Here is a 20,104-nt window from a genome sequence, read left to right on the forward strand (position 1 = left end):
GCCAGACGTCTGCCCCTTTACCGCCAGAACAGTCAGGCCAGTTTGCCGTGACTCGGCAATAGCGGCGCCTTGGGTTTGCGAAACACCAGCACATTGCCCAGCATCACCAGCACCAACCCCGCCAATGCCGGCGCCGTCCATTGATAACCTTCGGCAAACGCCGAAACGTTCAACGCCACCACCGGGAACAGCACCGTGCAATAGGCTGCGCGCTCCGGCCCCATGCGACCGACCAGCGTCAGGTACGCGGTGAAACCGATTACCGAGCCGGGAATGACCAGGTACAGCAGCGCGCCGATGTAGCGCGAGGTCCATTCCATCTCGAACGGAATACCATTGACCAAGCACCACACCGACAGCATCGCCGCACCGTAGGCCATGCCCCAGGCATTGGTGGTCAGCGGCTTCAGGCCGGCCTTCTGTTGCAGGCTCGACAACATGTTGCCCGCCGAGAAACAGAGGGTGCCGCAGAGCGCCAGCCCCAGGCCGAGCAACGTTTGCGGGCTGGCGTGATGCCCGGCCAATTCCGGCCAGAACAACAGGCCCAGGCCAAACAGCCCCAGCGCCCCGCCCATCAACACATTGCGCGCGATGCGCTGGCCGAAGAACACCCGCGCGTTCAGTGCGTTCCACAAGGTCGCGGTGGAAAACACCACCGCCACCAGACCGCTGGGGATCCATTGGCTGGCGGTCAGGAAACACATGAAGTTGACGCAGAACAGGCACAAGCCCTGCGCCACACAGATCAGATGCCCGCGCCGGTTCATCGGTTGCAGACGGCGGCTGAGCAGCAACAGCGCGAACAACACCAGCGCGGCAAGGCCGAAGCGATAAACGATCGACACCGGAATCGCGACCACGCCCAGTTGCCACTTGAGGGCGATCCAGGTGGTGCCCCAGATCAGTACGGTCAACAAATACAACGACAGGTTCATGGCAGACACTCCTCGATTGGGTTTCAGTGTCCGCCCCAGCCATCTTCCAGCGCTTGCATAAACTTGCGCTTTTATCGGGCCGCAGGCTGGCAGCGGAAAATCTACGGAGTAGGATGCAAGGCGTTGAAGAGAACCGACTGACCATGGCCGCCATCGATACCCTGCAAGTCTTTCAAGCGTTGAACAGCTCGCCGAACGCACGTCTTGTGCACAGCGCCGAGTTGGGCGACGGCTTGTCTGCCGCTTTGTGGACCAACCACCACGATGCGCAGGATTATGAAGCACCGAGCCATCACACCCTGTCCTGCTACATCGCCGGTGGCACCGGTACGTTCCGTCGCGATCAACCCGGGCAGAAAGGCGGGCCGGACAAGCTCTGCATCCTGCCGGCCGATCACGAATCGGGTTGGGTGATCAACGGCGATATTCGTCTGGCCCACCTGTATTTCAGCGCCGAACAATTTGCCCTGGGGTGCGTCACACTGCTGGATCGCGAGCCCCGGGAAATGCAGTTGCGCGAGCAGACTTTTCTCGAAGATCCGCAACAGGCCCAGCGGTTTCGCCAGTTGCTCACCCTCAATTGGGACGAACCCGGCGAGCGCTTGCTGACCAGCAGCCTGGCCCACGAATTGATCAGCCATACCTTGCTCAGCCAGGTCGGCGTGCGTGAGGGCTTGCGTCTCAAGGGTGGTTTGGCACCGCACCAGCGCCGGCAATTGGTGGAGTTCATCGACAGTCAACTGGCCGAGCCGATCAGCCTCGGGCAACTGGCGGGGTTGTGTGCGTTGTCGGAATACCACTTTGCGCGGATGTTCCGGGTGAGCTTCGGCTTGCCGCCACATCAGTATGTGCTGGCGCGGCGCATGAGCCGGGCGCGGGAGTTGTTGCGCGGGACGGCGTTGCCGTTGGGGGAAATTGCCCTGGCGTGCGGGTTTGCCAGTGCCAGTCACTTCACCAACCGCTTTCGCCAGGTGCTGGGTGGAACGCCCGGCGAGTATCGCCAGGCGTTTTTGCGCTGATCAGAACTCCAGCGTGCTCGACAACGAAATCTGCCGCGAATCGCCCATCGACACGAAGAACCGGCTCGCCGCCGAGGTGTAGTAGGTGCGGTCGAACAGATTCTTCACGTTGAGCTGGAACTTGACCTTCTGCCCTTCCACTTTGGTGTCGTAGGTGGCAAACGCATCGGCCACGGTGTAGCTCGGCAGTTCGAAATCATTCACTGCGTTACCCGCTCGCTCGCCGACATATCGCGCGCCTGCGCCAACCCGAAGTTGATCGCCGCCGATCACGCTGCCGAAGTCGTAGACCGCCGACAGCGAGCCGGTGTTCTTCGCCACATTCTGCAGTTTGTTGCCTTTGTAATCCGGATCTTCCGTGACCTCGGCGTCGGTGTAGGCGTAGCTGCCGATCATGCTCCAGCGGTCGCTGAGCTGGCCGGTCAGGTCCAATTCCAGACCACGGGAACGCACTTCACCGGCGGCACTGTAAATCGTGGTCGGGCCTTCGGCATTGGCCACCAGCACGTTGCGTTTCTTGATGTCGAACAAAGCGATGTTGCCGGTAACGCGGCCCGGAATATCGAGGCGCGCACCCAGCTCCCAGGACTTGGCTTCTTCCGGCGCGATGCTGCCGTCGAGCACGGTACTGCTGCCGCTCAACGGGGCGATGGTCGAGTTCGGCTTGAACGACTCGGTGTAGCTGCCGTAGAACGACAACGCGTCGGTGTAGCGATACACGAGACCGGCGCGCGGCACCCATTTCTGCCCGTTGCTGTCGGTGTTGGCCTTGAACGGTACGCCTTTGCCGGCGTACTGGTCGTATTCCTGGAAGCGCCCGCCGGCCACCAGAATCCACTGGTCGTTGAGGTGGATCGAGTCCTGCAGGAACACCGAGTCGCTGCGCAGCAGATCGGTCTGCGCACTGTCTGCCGGGCTGACGGTGGAGCCGGCAACTTCACGACCGTACACCGGGTTGACGTAACTGAAGGTGCTCAGGCTTTTCTGGCGGATCAGGTCGGCGCGGTAGATCTTGCGGTATTCGTCGTCGACGCCGAACACCAGGTCATGTTGCATGCCCAGCACGTTGACCTTGCCTTCGAGGCTGGCGGTGGTGAAACGGTCGGTACTGATCGCGCCCTGGGTGCCGTCCATGCTGCGGGTCAGGGTGCCTTTTTTGGTGTCGATGGCGGTCACGCGGACCTGGCTGGCGTCGTAGGTTTCGCGGTTCCAGCTGTAGCCGAAATGGGCTTTCCAGTCGTCGTTGAGTTCGTGGTCGGCCTCGAAGTGGTAGAGATCCGAGCGCCCTTCCATGTCGTTGAATTTCTCGTCCAGACGTTCGTTGCGCGAGATGTCCAGCGGATGGTTGGTGCGCGGATCGATCAGGGTTCCACGATCGAATGGGGTCAGGAATTCGCGGTGCTCGTAAGCGAACAACAGCTTGGTGCGCTCGCCGTACCAGGCCAGCGACGGCGCGATCAGGCTTTCACGGTGGGTACCGAAGTTGCGCCAGTAATCTTCGTCTTCGTGATCCAGCACCATGCGATAGGCCAGGCCGGAATCACCCAGCGCACCGGTACTGTCGAACGAGCCGCCGCTACCGTTCTTGCCATCGCCGTAGGTCGAGCCGCGCAGCGTCAAGGCGTTGTACTGGGTCAGTTCAGGCTTCTTGCTGACCATGTTGACCACGCCGCCCGGGTCCTGAATCCCGTACAGCAGCGAGGCCGGGCCCTTGAGCACTTCGACGCGATCCACAGTGGCGTTCATGCCGCGCCCCTGCACCACCGGCATGCCGTCGCGCATGATCGAGCCGTTGCGGTTGTCGCCGAAGCCGCGGGTCATCACCGAATCCTGGGTGCTGCCCAGCGTGTTGCCCTGGGTGATGCCGCTGACGTTGGCCAGTGCATCATCAAGATTGCGCGGCGCCTGGTCGCGAATGACCTGGGCCGGGATCACGTTGACGGTCTGCGGGATTTCCTGAAGTGAGGCCGAGGAGCGCATCACCGAACTGGTTTCCGGCGGCTGGTAACTCATCGGTTGGTCGATGACCGAGGTGATGTTCGTCGCGCCGAGGTTCAGCGCACCTGCGGTCGGTTGTGGTTCGAGGGCCAGGGTATGGCTGTCGGTGCGGCGGAAGGTCAGGCCGGAACCGGTGAGCAATCGTTGCAGTGCCTGTTCGGCGCTCATCTGCCCGTTGACCGCCGGCGCGTTGAGGCCGTACGGCGCTTCGACGGTGTAGACCACGCTCTGGCCGGTCACGCGACTGAAATCGCTCAGGGCCTGCGGCAGCGGTTTGGCAGCCAGGGAAAAACTGAACTGTTTCTGTGGCTGGCTGCTGTTGCTTTCAACGGCCTGCGCCACGCTCATCGGCAGCAATGCCAACGCCGCAAAACGCAGCGCCGAGGCGCCGAACCACTGTTTGACCGAACCCGATTTTGCCCTGGACTTCATTGCTCATGACCTGTGTAGAACCGCAACGGATGCGAATGACTCGCAGTTTCAGTCACTACACGGATGGCATCGGGATTTACCTCACCACAATTTTGAAAATATTTTCAGCGCAGGATAATCAGCTTACCCAACACCTGATGCTGCTCGAATCCCAGAACCCCCTGCAGCGAATTCAACACCGCTTGCGGATCCTTGCTCGGGAAACTCCCGCTGACCTTGCGCGCGCCCAGTTCGTCATTGAGCAACACGATGCGCCCGGGGTAATAACGCCGCAGATCCTGCACCACATCGGCCAGTGTCGATTTGTAGTACGTGAGCCAGCCCTGACGCCAGGCCAGTTGCGCTTCGCTGTCCACGGCGTGCAGTTTTTGCGCTGAACCTTCGCCATACGCAACCTGCTGACCGGCGCTGAGAATCTGCTGTTGATCATCACGGGATGCCGTCACGCCGACGCGCCCGGACAGCACAGTGACTTGTGCGCCGTGTGGCTGCAGGCGCACTTCGAACTGCGTGCCGAGCACCCGCGCCTGGCCCTTTTCAGCCTCGACCACGAACGGCTCACCGGTGTGGGTCACGCTGAAAAATCCGGCGCCCCGACGCAGTTGAACATGCCGTTCGCCGTGACTGAAATCCACGGCGATGGCGCTGTCGGCGTCCAATGTCACTTGCGATTGATCGGCGAGAGTCACCGTGCGGATCTCACCCGGTGCCGAAACATAGTCAGCGCCCAGATCTTCAATCCAGCGCTGCGGCTGCCAACCGGTGCCGAGGCTGATCATCAACAACAGACAGGCCGCCATCGCCAGCGCTCCGGCCCAGCGCCGGACCTGCGGACGGCGCGGCCGATCCATCGCATTCAAATAGCCTTGCAAGGCGAACGCTTCTTCATCGGCCAGAGTACGGGCCGGTCCTTCACTCAGTTCCCAGATGACTTGCGCCTGAGCGTAAGCCTCGGCGTGGGCGGGATCGGCATGCAGCCATTGGCTGAAGGTCAGTTGATCGCCGGTGCTCGGGCGGTCGTGCAACAGGCTCAACCAGGCAAAAGCCGCCTGTTCCTGAGCAGGTGTCGGCGTGACGCGGTCAGTGTGATTCACGGTGCTTTCCCTGGCAGGCGTGGCGCGGGTTCGCGCAGGCTGGCCTTGCAGGCCTCGAGGGCGCGCATCATATGTTTTTCCACGGCGCTTTGGGACAAGCCCATGGCTTTGGCGATCTCGGCGTACTTGCGCCCGTGGATGCGATTGAGCAAAAAGATCTGCCGCGTGCGCTCGGGCAAGGCGCGCAACGCCGCCTCGACGTGGCGCAGATCGTTGCCCGCTTCGAGCGCGGCTTGCGGTTCGCTGGCGCTGCTGTCCGGCTCATCCGGCTGCCAGCCTTCATTGACCCGCACTCGCGTGCCTTCACTGCGAAGATGGTCGATGGCGATGTTGCCGGCGCAACGCAACAGGTAGGTGCTGAGCTCTTCGACCTGCACCAGCGGCCGGCGCCAGAAACGCAAGAACAGATCCTGTACCAGGTCCGCCGCGGTTGCCCGGCAGCCGACGCGGCGGTTCACCAGGGCTTCCATTTGCGAACGCTGGGACAGAAACACCTGCAGAAAATGCGCACGGGCGCCGTGGGGTTCGTCGTCGCGGGACTCGGGGGGATGGCTGATCAGCATGTCAGTTCAAGAACCCTGCGACAGAGAGCGGCAGCGGGCCGGTCATTGCCTGCGCTAAACACTCGTTCATGCATAACCCAGCCCACGGGCAGCGCCGGAGATGGTCGCCAGAATCACACTCGGCACCAGCAGACCGACCCACGCCGACCACGCGCTGCGACAGGCGAAACACCAGAGCACCGCCACCAGATAGACCAGGAACGAGACGGTCATGCCGGTGACCACGGCTTCGGCGCGGTTCAACGGCAACCACAGGGTCAGCGTGACACTGGCCAGCGCCGCGACCAGATAGCCGCCAAACACCGCCGCGAGCACCCGCGAAGTGACGGCCAGACGATAGGACATGGGGAGTGCGGCGAGTTTGGCTTTCATGTTTCGGCCCTGAAACGGTTAACGCCCGGCCAACAAGCCGAGACGACAGATGAGCGATATTAATGATAAATATTCTCATACGCAAAAGAGTCTGATTGCCGGCATGCATTTGCAACCCTACAATGCGAACTATTCTTGTTCTCTAACGCACTCACATGCGCCCGGAGTGATGCCGTTGTCGTCCGCCCATCCCGTCGAATCGCTGTATCAGGCCCACCACAGCTGGCTCACCGGCTGGTTGCGGAGAAAACTCGGCTGCCCGGACAGCGCCGCCGATCTGGCCCAGGACACCTTCATCCGGGTGCTGACTGCTCGCGAGCCGCCGGTGATCATCGAGCCGCGCGCATTCCTCACCACTTTGGCCAAGCGCGTGCTGTTCAACCACTACCGTCGCCAGGACCTGGAGCGCGCCTACCTCGACACCCTCGCGCAGATGCCGGAAGTGGTCGCGCCTTCGGAGGAAGAGAAAGCGATCATCCTGCAAACCCTGATGGAGCTGGATCAGTTGCTCGACGGTCTGCCGCGCGTGGTCAAACGTGCATTTCTGCTGGCCCAGGTCGATGGCCTGACCTATCCGCAGATTGCCGCCGAACTGGGCATCTCCGTGGCCACGGTCAAACGTCATCTGAACAGGGCAGCGATGCGCTGCTACTTCGCCCTGTGAACCCGCCGATGGATTTTTCCGCGCAGGTCGCCGAGCAGGCTGTGCACTGGCTGCTGGAAATGCAGCAGGGCCCGTTGAATCCACGCCAGCAACAAGCCTGGCAGCAATGGATCGACGCCCACAGCGAACACCGCCGCGCCTGGGAACACATGCAGCGGGTCAATTCGCGGTTGCGCGGATTGTCATCGCCACTGGCCCACGCCGCGCTAAATGCGCCGAAGTCCGGCAGCCGGCGTCAGGCGCTGAAGCTGTTGCTGATTCTCGGCGCTGGTTCTGCGGTCACCTGGGGGATGCGCGAGCACAATCCGTTGCCATCGCTGCTGGCCGATTACCGCAGCCAGGTCGGTCAGCGACGCAAGATTTCGCTCGGCGCCGGCGGCCAATTGCAGCTCAACACCGCAAGTGCGGCGGATGTCCGTGGCGATGGCCTGATCCGCCTGCTGGAAGGTGAAATGCTGCTGACCGCCACTCAATCCTTCGAAGTGCAAACCGCCCAGGGCGTGCTGAAAACCCAAGGCACACGGATCAACGTGCGGCAGTTTGCCGATCGTACGCAGATCGCACTGTTTGAAGGTCGGGTCGAATTGAACGCGCAAGGTCGCGCACCGATGTTGCTGCCGGTCGCCCGGCAATTGAGTTTCAGCGCTAACTCCATCGGTGAAGCCAAACTACTGGACGCCAACAGCGGCGCCTGGGCCGACGGCATGCTGGTGGCCGCGCACATGCGCCTGGGTGACTTCCTCGACGAACTCGGCCGCTATCGTCACGGGCAGCTCCATTGCGATGCAAAAGTCGCAGACTTGCTGATCTCCGGGACGTATCCACTGGACGACAGCGAGCGGATTCTCGATCTGCTGGAAATCAGCCTGCCGGTGAAAGTGAAGCGATTTACCCGCTACTGGGTGACGGTCGAAGCCAAGGTTTGATCAGCCGCAAAAAATAAATGAGCCGTTTTTCAGATCTGGCGTGACAGAGAAGGAAAGCCCCCCTTGATTCAACCTTCTCAGGACCGTCCTCCATGCACTCCACCCGCCTCACGCCACTGGCCCGAACCCTGCGCAATCTTGTCCTCGGCGCCAGCCTGAGCTTCAGCGCCCTGCCCCTTGCGCAGGCCGCCGAGACCAAGGCTTATCACATCGCCCCGTCGTCGCTGGAAAACGCCCTCAACCAGTTCGGCCGTGAAGCCGGCGTGCTGATTTCCTTTGGCTCGCAGGTCACCAGCGGCGTGCAGAGCCGTGGACTGGAAGGCAATTACACAGCGGAACAAGGTCTGAACGCGCTGCTCGAAGGCACCGGCCTGCAAGCCCGCGCCGAAGGTGGCAACGCCTTCAGCCTGCAACCGTCTAGCGATACGGCGCTGGAGCTGGACACCTCGAAAGTGGTTGGTGACTGGCTCGGTGAAGCCGAACAGGTCAACGTCTTCGAACATCCCGGCGCCCGTGACGTGATCCGCCGCGAAGAGTTCGAACGCCAGGGCGCGACTCAGGCCCGTGACGTGCTCAACCGCATTCCCGGGGTCAATGCCCCGGAAAACAACGGCACCGGCAGCCACGACATGGCGCTGAACTTCGGCATTCGCGGCCTCAACCCGCGCTTGGCTGCACGCTCGACGGTGTTGATGGACGGCATTCCGGTGCCGTTCGCGCCTTACGGTCAGCCGCAGTTGTCGTTCGCTCCGATCAGCATGGGCAACATGGACGCAGTGGATGTGGTGCGAGGCGGCGGCGCCGTACGTTACGGCCCGCAGAACGTCGGCGGCGTGGTCAACTTCGTGACCCGGGCGATTCCGGACGAGCCGACCGTCAAGGGTGGTTTCCAGACCGAAACCAGCCCATCGTCGAGCCATGACGGCTTCAAGACCAGCGCCAACCTGCTGGCCGGCGGCACCAACGACAATGGCCTGGGCGGTGCCCTGCTGTACTCCGGCACCCGCGGTGGCGACTGGCGCGAACACAGCGACACGGAAATCGACGACCTGATCCTCAAGGGCAAATACCAGCTCGACGAAGCCAACAGCTTCAACGCCATGGCCCAGTATTACGAAGGCAAGGCTGACATGCCCGGCGGTCTGAATGTCGCCGACTACGATGCCGATCCGTATCAGTCGACCCGACCGAAAGACCAGTTCTGGGGTCGTCGCACCATGTTCAATTTTGGTTACCGCTATCAGGAAGATCGCCGCGAATTCACCGCCAACACCTTCTTCACCAAGACCCTGCGCAGCGGTTATCTGGATCAGGGCACGTTCCTGTCGCTGTCGCCGCGCGAATACTGGGTTCGCGGTCTGGAAACCCGTTTCGCTCAAGGTTTCGACCTCGGCCCGACCAGCCATGAAGTCGGCGTCGGCTATCGCTACATCAATGAGGCCGGCCACGAGTTGCGCTATCGCACGCCGATTGCCAGCAATGAATACCCGACCACCAACAGCCGCAATGACCGCGACACTCGCGGCGGCACTGAGGCCAATGCGTTCTTCGTCGATGACCGCATCGATATCGGCAAGTGGACGATCACGCCGGGTGTGCGCTACGAGATGATCGAGTCGCAGCAGACCAACAACCTGACCAACGTCAAATACAAGGGCGACTACAACACCGCGCTGCCGGCGTTGAACGTTCTGTATCACCTGACCGACACCTGGAACCTGTACGCCAACACCGAAGGCTCCTTCGGCAGCGTGCAATACAGCCAGATGCCCAACCGCGTAAGCAGCGGCGAAGTGAAACCGGAGAAGGCCCGCACCTGGGAACTCGGGACCCGTTACGACAACGGTGCGTTGCGCGCGGAAATCGGCGCGTTCCTGATCAACTTCGACAACCAGTACGAAAGCAACCAGACCAACGATTCGGTGATTGCCCGTGGCGAGACCCGCCATCAAGGCATCGAGACCAGCGTCAATTACGCGCTGGATGGCTTGAGCCCGGCACTGGCCGGCTTCGATGTCTACGCCACATACGCCTATGTCGACGCGACCATCCGCGAAGACGGGCCGAACAAGGGCAATCGTGTGCCGTTCTCGTCGAAACACAAAGGCACGATCGGCGTCGGTTACACCGAAGGGCCGTGGAAACTGAACCTGGACAGCAGCTTCCAGAGCGACCAGTTCGCCGACAATGCCAACACCTCGAAAGAAAGTGCCGACGGCAGCACCGGCAAGATTCCGGGCTACATGCTGTTCAGCAGCCGTGCCGGGTATGACTTCGGCCCGCAGCTGTCGGACCTGAACGTGGCAGTGGGGGTGAAGAACATCTTCAACACCCAGTATTTCACCCGCTCGTTCGATGATAACAACAAGGGCAAGTATGTCGGTGAGCCGCGCACGGTGTATGTGCAGACATCCGTTGCCTTCTGATAACAACATGCACCTTGCCCTCTCCCCAAGGGAGAGGGGGTTCAAACCCGCCACAAACAAAAACGGGCCTGCAATCGCAGGCCCGTTCTCATTGGGTGACTTATAAAATCAGCGCATCAACTGTTGATCGCTGCCTGTTCGTTTTCCAGAAATTCTTCCTCCAGCAACCGGTCATTCGCCTTTCTTTCGAACGGCACCACAGCGGCTCGCGGTTTGCCCCGCAGTTTGCCAAACAGGTGCTCCAGCGCGTGCTCCAGTTTTTCGGCTGCACCATCGATCGCCTGTTCCAGCGAATCGGCTTTGTGGGTGACGGAAATCGGTTGATGGCCTTTTGGCCGCGCCTCCAGTTGGCAGCGCAAATCATGGGGACCCGGTTTGTCACCGTTCTCGTCGCTCAGGTGGACTTCGACACGGGTCAGGTCTTCCTCATAACGGTCGAGCGTGCTCTCAATTGTGGTTCGTACCCACTCCTCCAGTCGTTTGCTGCTTTGAATATGGTTGTCGCTGTTGACTTGGATTTGCATAGTTCATCCCTTATTTCAGCTAGCTCGCAAGAGGCCTTGAACAGGATTTCGTGACCTCTTGATTACAACAATCGGCCCGCTTGACGAACATTTCAACCCCTGAAAAAAGATAAATATTCATACGCAAAAAAAGCCGGACAACCGAGTGAAGCGCTGGTAAGGTCGGGAGTTGGGTCGCCCCGCCACCCTGAAAAATCTGCTCACAATTGGCCATCACCCAACGGGTGCAGGCCACGAAAAATCTCCGCCTCTTCCACCAGCCAGTCATGCACCGCGCGCACGCCCGGATGGCTCAAGGCTCCCGGCGCATAGAGCAATACATAGCGCTTGTGATTGGGCACCGAAATCCCGAACGGCACGATCAATGTCCCCCGCTCCAGCTCATCGTTGAGCAGCGTGCGCCGGGCAATCGCCACGCCCATGCCGGCAATCGCCGCTTCAATGGTCAGGTGATTGCGGTTGAACGTGTGCCCGCGCCGCACATCGGCGCCCTCAAAACCGACAGCGTTGAGATAGAACTCCCACTCCGCGTACTCATAACTGCCGCGCCAGGCCGTGATGTCGTGCAACAGCGGGAAATGCACCAGATCCGCCGGCCCGTGCAGCGGCGGGCGCCCCCGCAGCAGGCCCGGCGCGCACACCGGGAAAATCTGCTCGTCGAGCAAGGCTGTGGATAACAGGCCCGGATAACTGCCGTCGTTCAAGTCGATGGCCAGGTCGAAATCACCTTCATGCAACGGAACGCTGCTGTCCTCGGCCACCAGCCGCAGCTGGATGTCCGGGTAACGCTGTTGCAGGCGCGGCAGACGCGGGGTCAGCCATTTGCTGAGAAACGATGGAATCGAACGGACTCGCAGAATTCCGCTGATCATCCCCGCATCGAGACGACGCAACTCCGCATCGATGCTGCCGTAAGCCTCGTTGACCGTAATCGCCAGTCGCTGCCCTTCCGCACTCAGTTCCACACCCCGTGCGCGACGGTGAAACAGGCGAAAGCCCAGGCGCTCTTCCAGTTGTCGGATTTGTTGGCTGACCGCCCCCGGCGTGATGTGCAGTTCTTCGGCACAACGGGTGAACGACAGGTGCCGCGCGGCACAGGAAAACACCTGCAGCCAGACGTAAGTCTGGGCATGCAATTGACGGCTCATGGTTTAGTCCTGCTAAAGGCTTACTTAGGAAGTTTCGTTAGTCACGCTGAAGCGAGGTAGGCAGTATCGCCGACATTGCGCTTGTCCTACAAAAAATGGCGGCGATTCCTACTCCATTGCTTGTAAGGCTTTAGCATGGCTATCAGTGTTTTCGATCTATTCAAAGTCGGCATCGGTCCGTCCAGTTCCCACACCGTCGGCCCGATGCGCGCCGCCGCAACCTTCGCCCAAGCCCTGATCGATCAGCATTTGCTGCTCGACGTGCAGCGGGTGGAAATCCGTTTATACGGCTCGCTATCGGCCACCGGCGTCGGTCACGCCACCGACCGTGCAACGGTCATGGGCCTGATGGGCGAATGGCCGGACAGCATCGATCCGTCGACCATCGACCCGCGCATCCAGCAACTACGGGAAACCGGCCAACTCTGCCTCGCCGGGCAGAGAGACATTGCCTTCAACTGGCAACACGATCTCCTGCTGCTGGACGAGAGCCTGCCCTACCACCCCAACGCCATGTCGCTGACAGCCTTTGGCGAATCTGCCGAGCTGTTCACGCAAACGTACTACTCGGTCGGCGGCGGTTTCATCATCGAAGCGGCCGAAGCCGAATCCGGCGTAGCACCGGCCGGTGACGTCAAGTTGCCCTACGACTTTTCCAGCGCCGTCGAACTGCTGGCGCTGTGCAAGCAGCACAACCTGCGGGTCTCCGAACTGATGATGGCCAACGAACGGGCCTGGCGCAGCGACGCCGAGATCCGTCAGGGCCTGCTGCATATCTGGTCGGTAATGCGCGAGTGCGTCGAGCAAGGTTTGCGTCACGAAGGCGTCTTGCCCGGTGGTCTGAATGTTCCGCGTCGTGCAGCGAAACTGCACCGCAGCCTGCTGGAAATCGGCAAACCGAACGTCATCAGTTCGACCCTGTCGGCGATGGAGTGGGTCAACCTGTTCGCCCTCGCCGTCAACGAAGAGAACGCCGCCGGCGGGCGCATGGTCACCGCGCCGACCAACGGTGCCGCCGGGATCATCCCGGCCGTCCTGCACTACTACATGAAATTCAATCCGGACGCGTCGGACGATGACGTGGTCGCATTCTTTCTGGGCGCGGCCGCCGTCGGCATCCTGTGCAAGAAAAACGCCTCGATCTCCGGCGCCGAAGTCGGCTGCCAGGGCGAAGTCGGCTCCGCTTGTGCGATGGCCGCTGCGGGCCTCGCCGATGTTCTGGGAGCCACGCCGGAGCAACTGGAAAACGCCGCCGAAATCGGCCTGGAGCACAACCTCGGCCTGACCTGCGACCCGGTCGGCGGCCTCGTGCAGGTGCCCTGCATCGAGCGCAACGCCATCGCTGCTGTGAAGGCGATCAACGCTACGCAAATGGCCCTGCGCGGCGATGGCAAACACTTCATCTCCCTCGACCGGGTGATCCGCACCATGCGCGATACCGGCGCCGACATGCATGACAAATACAAAGAGACTTCACGGGGCGGCCTGGCCGTGAGCTGGGTGGAGTGCTGAGGAGCGCTCCCTGACCGCCTGTAACACGTGAGCCCGAGCAAGAATAATAACGAGGCAAAAACGATGACCGATGTACGCACACCTGCTGCCGAAAATCCTGCTGTAGACCGCACACGCAATAACGAAACCGCCCACAAGGGCTGGAGCAAATTCGACACCACCTGGATGCTCGGCCTGTACGGCACCGCCATCGGTGCCGGTACGCTGTTCCTGCCGATCAACGCCGGTGTCGGCGGCTTCTGGCCGTTGCTGATCCTGGCGGTGCTGGCGTTCCCGATGACCTTCTTCGCGCACCGGGGCCTGACCCGCTTTGTGCTGTCGGGCCGTTCCGGTGACATCACCGAAGTGGTGGAAGAACACTTCGGTGTCGGTGCCGGCAAACTGATCACGCTGCTGTATTTCTTCGCGATCTTCCCGATCCTGCTGGTGTACAGCGTGGCGCTGACCAACACCCTGAGCAGCTTTCTCGAACATCAGTTGCACATCGCCCCACCTCCGCGCGCGGTGCTGTCGCTGGCCCTGATCCTCGGTCTGATGGCCATTGTGCGTTGCGGTCAAAGCGTCATCGTCAAAGCCATGAGCGTGCTGGTGTATCCGTTCGTCGCCGCGTTGCTGCTGCTCGGCATCAGCCTGATTCCGAACTGGAACGGCGCATTCTTCGCCAGTGCTCAAGAACCGATGGAAATGTCGGTGTTCCTCAAGACCCTGTGGCTGGCGATCCCGGTGATGGTGTTCTCGTTCAACCATTCGCCGATCATTTCCGCGTTCGCCGTCAAGCAGAAACAGCGCTACGGCGACCAGGCCGAACGCAAGAGCAGCGGCATCCTCGCCATGGCCCACGGCATGATGGTGGTGACGGTGATGTTCTTCTGCTTCAGCTGCGTGCTGGCGCTGTCGCCGGCGGACCTGGCAGCGGCCAAGGCGCAGAACATTTCGATCCTGTCGTATCTGGCCAACCACTTCCAGACTCCGGTCATCGCTTACGCCGCGCCGCTGATTGCGCTGGTGGCGATCACCAAATCCTTCCTCGGCCACTACATCGGCGCCAGCGAAGGCTTCCAGGGCATGATCGTCAAAAGCCTGCGTGGCCGTGGTCGGGTGATGTCGGCGAGCTGGCTGAACCGTGCGACTGCGCTGTTCATGATCCTCAGCTGCTGGGCCGTCGCGACCTTCAACCCGAGCATCCTCGGCATGATCGAAACCCTCGGCGGGCCGGTGATTGCCTGCCTGTTGTTCCTGATGCCGATGTACGCGATCCGCCGCGTGCCAGCCTTGCGCCAGTATTCGGGCCAGGTATCCAACGTGTTCGTGGTGCTGATAGGCCTGATTGCACTGTCGGCGATCATCTACTCGGTTCTGCCCTGAAACGGGCCGCAAACGAAGAAGGCGAGCCATGGGCTCGCCTTCTTTTTGGCCGGTTTCATTGTTCGACAATATTCCCGGCATGTCCCTTGCTACATCGCTGAAGGAGACAGGACCACGGAAGGGCCGACGGTCAGGTTTGGCGAACCAACCCGATCAAGGCCGGTCAACAACTGCACGTTCAATCAGGCGGTGACGCATCATGGACAATCCTTTTCAGATCATTACCGATGCTTTCGCGCCGGACTATCAGATCAACCTGAGCATTCAGGGCCTCGACGGCAGCATCATGCTGACCCTTTCCAACAGTGGCCGGATCGTCGCCAAACGGATGATCAGCGCCGAACAGCGCAACGACCCCAAACGCCTCAAACGCTTGGTGCAAAGCATTCAATTCGGCATCGCCATCGAACAGGGCCACAGCGCCATGGCGATCCTCGAAGCCATGACCCGCGGCGACGGGCTCACCCCGCCACCGCGGCAGATCAAGGGCCAGCATCGACCCTCGATCGGGCTTTAAAGCTCGCCCTTCTCGATCTCGGGATGTTCACCGGAGCCCGCACCGAGCTTGCGTTGCGGCTTCTCGATTTTCACCGAAGGGAATTGCGACGAGGCGTAACGCACCACCAGGATCGAAAACGCCAGCAGCAGAATCCCGCCGCACAGGTAGATGATGCCCATGTCCGGCGGGTTGTGGTGCGAGACGTTGGAGATCAGCAGGCGCGTCAGTGCGGTGATCGCCACGTAGATCAGGAAGCGCACCGGCATGTGGTTGGTCTTGAAATAAATCCCGACCATCGCCCCCAGTTCCAGATAGATGAACAGCAACAGAATGTCATCGATCTTGATGTGCCCTTCCTCGAGCATCCCGAGAAATTCCATCACCGCCGCCCAGGCGGTCACCGCACCAATGGCGAACAGCGCCAGGTAGTGGAAGGTCTCGACGAACAGGTTGCCCAGGGACTCGGCCAGTTGATGCACGTTTTGCCGCAGTTTCTCGGCCCAGTTGATTTTCACGATGAAGGTTCCTTAGCCCGGTTCGAGCGGATGTTGCGTGCTGGACGTGACGGTTATTGCGCACGTACACAGATGCATGCAGAAAAGAGGCCACGCCATCATGGCGAGGCGCCGCGAAACCCGCGCCGTGGCGTTTGGTCGCACCTGTGCACAGGCGTCAGGCTGACAAACTCCGAATCCGGTCTACATTAAAAAGCCACTACCCAAAGCGCAGGGATTCGCTTATCCTTTTCGCTGTATATAGATACAGTAGTCGCAAAGACAACTTAATGTGAAGGCATGTGAGGTGGTGAATGGCCGTCGAAGTGGTATACCGCAGCAGCCGAGATCTGGAGCGCTTGTTCATGGATAAAGCCGAAGCTGACCGTCATGACAAAATGCTCGAACTGGCCGAACTGTTGGCCGAAGTGCTGGAAAAAGCCGTTCCTTCGTTGAGCGAGCAGCAAGTGGAAGAAGTCGGGATCTACATGGCGAAGAACCGCGATGTGTTTGCCCGGGCGTTCAAGAGCCAGCCTGATGCACTGTCGGAGCTGATCAACGCACCGGCGGCACCGGTTGTGGCGACCGAAACCGCAGACGTGGCCGAACCGGCAGAAGCCCCGGCCAAGCCCGCCAAGGCGGCGAAGGCTGCGAAGTAATCGACACCTGAATTGAAGCCTCTGAATTGAATAGCCCCTGAGTTGAATGACTCAGGGGCTTTTTCATGCCCGGACAAATCTCAGCGATACAACACCTTCTCCGCCAGCTCGTCCGCCACCCGCGCGGGTGAACGTTTTTCCGCCTGGGCGTGAGCGAAGACTTCGGTCAGCCGCGAACTGATCTTCGACAGGTGCGCGGTGATGGTCGTCAGCTCTTCGCCTCGATGCTTGAGGGAAACGTAGATCAGGCCGCCGGCATTGATCACGTAGTCCGGTGCATACAGGATGCCCCGCCGCTCCAGTTGATCGGCGACGTCCAGATGGGTCAGTTGATTGTTGGCCGAGCCTGCCACCGCCGAGCAGCGCAACTGGGTGACGGTGTGGCTGTTGAGCACACCGCCCAAACCGCACGGCGCAAGAATGTCGCACGGTGTGCTGAGCAGCGCGTCGTTGGCAATCGGATGAGCATTGAGCTGTTCCATCGCCAGTTGCACCTTGCCGTGGTCGATGTCGCTGACCAGCAGTTCGGCGCCGGCGGCATGCAGTTGTTCGGCCAGTGCGTAACCGACATTGCCCAACCCCTGAATCGCCACGCGCAAGCCTTCGAGGTTGTCGCTGCCCAACCGCGCCATGGCCGTAGCGCGAATCCCGGTAAACACGCCCATCGCGGCATGGGGCGCCGGATCGCCTGCGGAAGTGGTGCTAGTGACATGCTGGGTCTGCTGGGCGATGCAGTCCATGTCTGCCACCGAAGTGCCGCTGTCGATGGCGGTGATGTAGCGGCCGTCGAGTTGATCGATGCAACGACCGAACGCTTCGAACAGCGCGCCACGGTTTTCCACATGGGCCGGCCGCACGATCACGGCGACGCCGCCGCCCTGGGCCAGACCGGCCAGCGCCGCTTTATAGCTCATGCCTTGGGCCAGGCGTATGGCGTCCGCGACAGCGGACTCGTCATTAGGATAGGCAAGATAACGACACCCGCCCAGGGCTGGCCCGAGGCGACTGTTATGGATGGCAATGACCGCCTTCAATCCGGAGACCGGATCAACGCTAAGGTGCAGCGATTCCAGGCGAGTGCTTTGCATGAGAGCGAACATCGGCAGGCTCCCGAATCACTTCTGGTAGTCGCCAGTATAGGCTTGCGCCCAAAAATTGCTGAAGCACACGGGAATAAGGCCCGACAGCGACCAATGCGTTGCGGCATAACCCGATGGCAGAGCGGCGCGGTACTGGACGAATGACAGAGACGGGGCTAAAACGAGGCATTCTCCGGAGATTTTGATGAGTCCGCGCCAACGTTTTTTCGAGTGTCTGCACCGTTCACCGCCTGCGCTGCTGGAGGCAGCGTTGTGGATGGCCGCCGAGCACGATAAGCACGTCGATCCCGATGCGCTGTTGCAGGACTTCATCGAGCTGCAACAACGGGTCAGCTTTGGTTTGCCGTTGTTGCCGGTCAGCGAGCTGGCGCAACCGTTGCTGCGGCGCATGGTCGAGCTGGGCTTCGCGCAAGACGATTTTGCGCCAGTGCGCCCGCAGGCCGCGCTGCTGAACAAGGTGTTACAGACCCGCCGCGGTCAACCCCTGGCCCTGGCGCTGATTGCCCTGGAACTGGCCCGAGGCCTGGAGATTCCGCTGGTGGGCGTGAACTTCCCCGGACATTTCCTGCTGAAGGTTCCCGGAGCCGATCACCTGCTTGATCCCTGCGGTGGACGGCGCCTGTATCCGAACGATTGTCGCGAACTGCTGCATCGCCAATACGGCCACCAGATGCAACTCAAGGCCGACCACCTGCTGACCGCCACGCCGCTGCAAATGCTGCAACGTCTGTCACGCAATCTGCGTCAGTTGCATTTGACCCACGATGACTACATCGCGGCGCTGATCGATGCCGAACGCGTGCTCGAACTGGGCAATGCCAGCGTCGCCGACTACCTGGCCCGAGCCAGCCTGTATCAGCGGCTGGACTGCCCGAACGCAGAGCGCTTCGACCTGGAACACGCGCTGCTGCTCAGTGACGACCCGATTCAGCGGCTTCGCCTGACGGAGCGGCTGGGGCATCTGCCGCCCAATTCGGTGGTGCACTGACCGGCGAACGCACCTGAATGATCAGCAACGCCGCGATCACGGCCGGAATCGCGCAGAAGAAGAAAATCTGCTCCACCGGAATGTGCATCGCCAGCAACAGGCTGCCGAACAGCGGCCCGAGAATCGACCCGAAGCGCCCTACTCCCAGCGCCCAGCCAGTGCCGGTGGCGCGCACATGGGCCGGATAGAAATTGCTGGCGAAAGCATTCAGCGTCAGTTGGCCACCGATGATGCAGAACCCCGCCGCAAACACACAGGCCACCAGATAACGCGAATTGTCGTGATTCAGACCCAACAGAATCGTGCACAGCGCCGCGCCGGCCAGTACCCCGGATAGCAGACGCACTTTGCTTTTCAAACGGTCGGCGAACCACGCCATGCAGATCGCGCCCAGCGTACCGGCGAACAGGAACATCGACGTCACCAGGTTCGCCTCATTGAGTTTCAGGCCACTTTCCAGCAGCAGCGACGGCAGCCAGCTGATCATGAAATACAGCAGGATCAGGCTGACGAAAAACGTCGCCCAGATCAGCAAGGTCGGGCGTGCGTAACCATTGCGGAACAATTCCACCACGGTCAGTTTGCTGCCCTGCTCCCGCTCGTTCTGCTCGACCGATGCGGCGGGCGGTTGCCAGTCCGGCAGCATTCGCGCGGTGACCTTGCGCAGGCGCGCATACGGCGGTGCGTCACGCAGCAGTCGTGGCAAGGATTCCGGCAACATCCACCAGAGAAACGGGAACAACAGCAGCGGCGTGACACCGCCGGCGAGGAACACCGCTTGCCAGCCGAATCGATCAATGAACCCGGCCGCGACAAAACCACCCGCCGCCCCGCCGAAAGAGAAACCGCACGCCGCCAGCGTCACCATCAGCGTACGCAGGCGCGGTGGCGAATATTCCGACATCAACGCCATGGCGCTGGGCATTGCGCCGCCCATGCCGATGCCGCAAATGAAGCGCGCGATCATCAGGGTGTTCAGGGAATCGGCGAACACCATCAGCACGGTGAGGCTGGCGTAGATCAGTACACAGGCGAGCAGAATCCGCCGCACGCCGAAACGGTCGGCCAGCGGCGTCACGGCGAGCGAGCCAAGCGTCAGGCCGAGCAGGTTGGCGCTGAACACCGGGCCGAACGCCGACTTTTCCAGGCCCCAGTCCTGCGCCAGCGCCGGCACCACGTAACCAAGTACCTGAGCGTCATAGCCGTCGGTGACCAGCAGCAAGGCGAGAAGAATCAGGAGCAACCACTGAAAGCGGGACACAGGACGGGCGTCGAGTGCCGCGCGGAAGCTGGCAATCTGGTTGTGCATCGCAAGGTACCTGTTTTGTTTTTATGATTTTTTTCGGGTAACCGGAATGGCTCCCGTGCGCTGCACGGGAACCATCA

General features: G+C 61.1%; 18 protein-coding genes and 1 pseudogene. 9 read left to right on the forward strand and 10 right to left on the reverse strand.

Going from position 1 to position 20,104, the window contains the following annotated elements; translation table 11 throughout:
• Positions 1–32: 32 nt before the first annotated feature.
• Positions 33–935 (reverse strand): DMT family transporter, encoded by a 903-nt coding sequence (locus M5B44_RS03740; protein WP_248738265.1) that lies wholly within the window; start codon positions 933–935, stop codon positions 33–35.
• A 143-nt stretch (positions 936–1,078) separates the two neighbouring features.
• Here M5B44_RS03740 and M5B44_RS03745 point away from each other — a divergent pair, with 143 nt between their 5' ends.
• Positions 1,079–1,954 (forward strand): AraC family transcriptional regulator, encoded by an 876-nt coding sequence (locus tag M5B44_RS03745; RefSeq protein WP_248738410.1) that lies wholly within the window; start codon positions 1,079–1,081, stop codon positions 1,952–1,954.
• Here the strand turns inward: M5B44_RS03745 and M5B44_RS03750 are convergent, their stop codons facing one another.
• The 4 genes from M5B44_RS03750 to M5B44_RS03765 form a co-directional block, all read right to left on the reverse strand.
• Positions 1,955–4,384 (reverse strand): TonB-dependent siderophore receptor, encoded by a 2,430-nt coding sequence (locus M5B44_RS03750; protein ID WP_248738266.1) that lies wholly within the window; start codon positions 4,382–4,384, stop codon positions 1,955–1,957.
• Positions 4,385–4,488: 104 nt separating this feature from the next.
• Positions 4,489–5,478, reverse strand: coding sequence for a FecR family protein (locus M5B44_RS03755; protein WP_248738267.1), 990 nt, complete (start codon positions 5,476–5,478; stop codon positions 4,489–4,491).
• Positions 5,475–6,041 (reverse strand): RNA polymerase sigma factor, encoded by a 567-nt coding sequence (locus tag M5B44_RS03760; protein ID WP_119426751.1) that lies wholly within the window; start codon positions 6,039–6,041, stop codon positions 5,475–5,477. Before M5B44_RS03760 ends, M5B44_RS03755 begins: the two co-directional genes overlap by 4 nt.
• A 66-nt stretch (positions 6,042–6,107) precedes the next feature.
• The gene (locus tag M5B44_RS03765) at positions 6,108–6,413 is read right to left on the reverse strand and encodes a DUF3649 domain-containing protein (RefSeq protein WP_085711727.1); all 306 of its coding nucleotides are present in this window, start codon (positions 6,411–6,413) and stop codon (positions 6,108–6,110) included.
• A 175-nt stretch (positions 6,414–6,588) separates the two neighbouring features.
• Between M5B44_RS03765 and M5B44_RS03770 the strand changes: the two genes are divergently transcribed.
• The 3 genes from M5B44_RS03770 (at position 6,589) to fecA (ending at position 10,429) form a co-directional block, all read left to right on the forward strand.
• Complete coding sequence (locus M5B44_RS03770; RefSeq protein WP_248738411.1) at positions 6,589–7,077, forward strand: sigma-70 family RNA polymerase sigma factor; 489 nt, start codon at positions 6,589–6,591, stop codon at positions 7,075–7,077.
• Entirely contained in the window at positions 7,074–8,003 is a 930-nt protein-coding gene (locus M5B44_RS03775; RefSeq protein ID WP_248738268.1) for a DUF4880 domain-containing protein, read from the forward strand. The genes M5B44_RS03770 and M5B44_RS03775 overlap by 4 nt, the downstream gene beginning before the upstream one ends.
• 92 nt (positions 8,004–8,095) lie before the next feature.
• On the forward strand, positions 8,096–10,429 hold the full coding sequence (gene fecA, locus M5B44_RS03780) for a TonB-dependent Fe(3+) dicitrate receptor FecA (protein ID WP_248738269.1): 2,334 nt from the start codon (positions 8,096–8,098) through the stop codon (positions 10,427–10,429).
• Between the two features lie 116 nt (positions 10,430–10,545).
• Here fecA and M5B44_RS03785 read toward each other — a convergent pair whose 3' ends face one another.
• Positions 10,546–10,953, reverse strand: a complete 408-nt coding sequence (locus M5B44_RS03785) for an HPF/RaiA family ribosome-associated protein (protein WP_085711730.1) — start codon at positions 10,951–10,953, stop codon at positions 10,546–10,548.
• A 200-nt stretch (positions 10,954–11,153) separates the two neighbouring features.
• Positions 11,154–12,101 (reverse strand): LysR substrate-binding domain-containing protein, encoded by a 948-nt coding sequence (locus tag M5B44_RS03790; RefSeq protein ID WP_085711731.1) that lies wholly within the window; start codon positions 12,099–12,101, stop codon positions 11,154–11,156.
• 135 nt (positions 12,102–12,236) lie between these two features.
• On the opposite strand from M5B44_RS03790, the gene M5B44_RS03795 reads away from it, so the two are divergent.
• The 3 genes from M5B44_RS03795 (at position 12,237) to M5B44_RS03805 (ending at position 15,495) form a co-directional block, all read left to right on the forward strand.
• Positions 12,237–13,613: an L-serine ammonia-lyase gene (locus M5B44_RS03795; RefSeq protein WP_248738270.1), complete on the forward strand. Its 1,377-nt coding sequence runs from the start codon at positions 12,237–12,239 to the stop codon at positions 13,611–13,613.
• Positions 13,614–13,676: 63 nt separating this feature from the next.
• The gene (locus M5B44_RS03800; RefSeq protein ID WP_248738271.1) at positions 13,677–14,978 is read left to right on the forward strand and encodes an HAAAP family serine/threonine permease; all 1,302 of its coding nucleotides are present in this window, start codon (positions 13,677–13,679) and stop codon (positions 14,976–14,978) included.
• A gap of 199 nt (positions 14,979–15,177) precedes the next feature.
• Positions 15,178–15,495, forward strand: coding sequence for a DUF3509 domain-containing protein (locus M5B44_RS03805; protein ID WP_085729667.1), 318 nt, complete (start codon positions 15,178–15,180; stop codon positions 15,493–15,495).
• On the opposite strand, the gene M5B44_RS03810 is transcribed toward M5B44_RS03805, so the two are convergent.
• The gene (locus M5B44_RS03810; protein WP_003221775.1) at positions 15,492–15,992 is read right to left on the reverse strand and encodes a phosphate-starvation-inducible protein PsiE; all 501 of its coding nucleotides are present in this window, start codon (positions 15,990–15,992) and stop codon (positions 15,492–15,494) included. The two genes, M5B44_RS03805 and M5B44_RS03810, sit on opposite strands and share 4 nt — an antisense overlap.
• A gap of 293 nt (positions 15,993–16,285) precedes the next feature.
• On the opposite strand from M5B44_RS03810, the pseudogene M5B44_RS03815 reads away from it, so the two are divergent.
• Positions 16,286–16,543, forward strand: a pseudogene (locus tag M5B44_RS03815) (YebG family protein); the annotation flags it as partial.
• A 167-nt stretch (positions 16,544–16,710) separates the two neighbouring features.
• On the opposite strand, the gene M5B44_RS03820 reads toward M5B44_RS03815, so the two are convergent.
• The gene (locus M5B44_RS03820; protein WP_085711736.1) at positions 16,711–17,730 is read right to left on the reverse strand and encodes a Glu/Leu/Phe/Val dehydrogenase family protein; all 1,020 of its coding nucleotides are present in this window, start codon (positions 17,728–17,730) and stop codon (positions 16,711–16,713) included.
• 184 nt (positions 17,731–17,914) lie between these two features.
• Here M5B44_RS03820 and M5B44_RS03825 point away from each other — a divergent pair, with 184 nt between their 5' ends.
• A complete protein-coding gene (locus tag M5B44_RS03825) occupies positions 17,915–18,718 on the forward strand; it encodes a SirB1 family protein (RefSeq protein WP_085711737.1) in 804 nt (267 codons plus the stop codon).
• Here the strand turns inward: M5B44_RS03825 and M5B44_RS03830 are convergent.
• Positions 18,642–20,027: an MFS transporter gene (locus M5B44_RS03830; RefSeq protein WP_248738272.1), complete on the reverse strand. Its 1,386-nt coding sequence runs from the start codon at positions 20,025–20,027 to the stop codon at positions 18,642–18,644. The genes M5B44_RS03825 and M5B44_RS03830 overlap by 77 nt on opposite strands.
• Between the last annotated feature and the right edge of the window lie 77 nt (positions 20,028–20,104).

Source organism: Pseudomonas sp. MWU12-2029 (assembly GCF_023242425.1).
Lineage (GTDB): Bacteria > Pseudomonadota > Gammaproteobacteria > Pseudomonadales > Pseudomonadaceae > Aquipseudomonas > Aquipseudomonas kribbensis.

What these genes read in the sequence shown, in the direction of transcription:
- M5B44_RS03825 (WP_085711737.1), top strand. Translation starts at nt 17,915, where the DNA reads ATGAGTCCGCGCCAACGTTTTTTCGAGTGTCTGCACCGTTCACCGCCT.
- M5B44_RS03740 (WP_248738265.1), bottom strand. Translation starts at nt 935, where the DNA reads ATGAACCTGTCGTTGTATTTGTTGACCGTACTGATCTGGGGCACCACC.
- M5B44_RS03765 (WP_085711727.1), bottom strand. Translation starts at nt 6,413, where the DNA reads ATGAAAGCCAAACTCGCCGCACTCCCCATGTCCTATCGTCTGGCCGTC.
- M5B44_RS03760 (WP_119426751.1), bottom strand. Translation starts at nt 6,041, where the DNA reads ATGCTGATCAGCCATCCCCCCGAGTCCCGCGACGACGAACCCCACGGC.
- fecA (WP_248738269.1), top strand. Translation starts at nt 8,096, where the DNA reads ATGCACTCCACCCGCCTCACGCCACTGGCCCGAACCCTGCGCAATCTT.
- M5B44_RS03790 (WP_085711731.1), bottom strand. Translation starts at nt 12,101, where the DNA reads ATGAGCCGTCAATTGCATGCCCAGACTTACGTCTGGCTGCAGGTGTTT.
- M5B44_RS03745 (WP_248738410.1), top strand. Translation starts at nt 1,079, where the DNA reads ATGGCCGCCATCGATACCCTGCAAGTCTTTCAAGCGTTGAACAGCTCG.
- M5B44_RS03820 (WP_085711736.1), bottom strand. Translation starts at nt 17,730, where the DNA reads ATGTTCGCTCTCATGCAAAGCACTCGCCTGGAATCGCTGCACCTTAGC.
- M5B44_RS03750 (WP_248738266.1), bottom strand. Translation starts at nt 4,384, where the DNA reads ATGAAGTCCAGGGCAAAATCGGGTTCGGTCAAACAGTGGTTCGGCGCC.
- M5B44_RS03800 (WP_248738271.1), top strand. Translation starts at nt 13,677, where the DNA reads ATGACCGATGTACGCACACCTGCTGCCGAAAATCCTGCTGTAGACCGC.
- M5B44_RS03795 (WP_248738270.1), top strand. Translation starts at nt 12,237, where the DNA reads ATGGCTATCAGTGTTTTCGATCTATTCAAAGTCGGCATCGGTCCGTCC.
- M5B44_RS03805 (WP_085729667.1), top strand. Translation starts at nt 15,178, where the DNA reads ATGGACAATCCTTTTCAGATCATTACCGATGCTTTCGCGCCGGACTAT.
- M5B44_RS03785 (WP_085711730.1), bottom strand. Translation starts at nt 10,953, where the DNA reads ATGCAAATCCAAGTCAACAGCGACAACCATATTCAAAGCAGCAAACGA.
- M5B44_RS03830 (WP_248738272.1), bottom strand. Translation starts at nt 20,027, where the DNA reads ATGCACAACCAGATTGCCAGCTTCCGCGCGGCACTCGACGCCCGTCCT.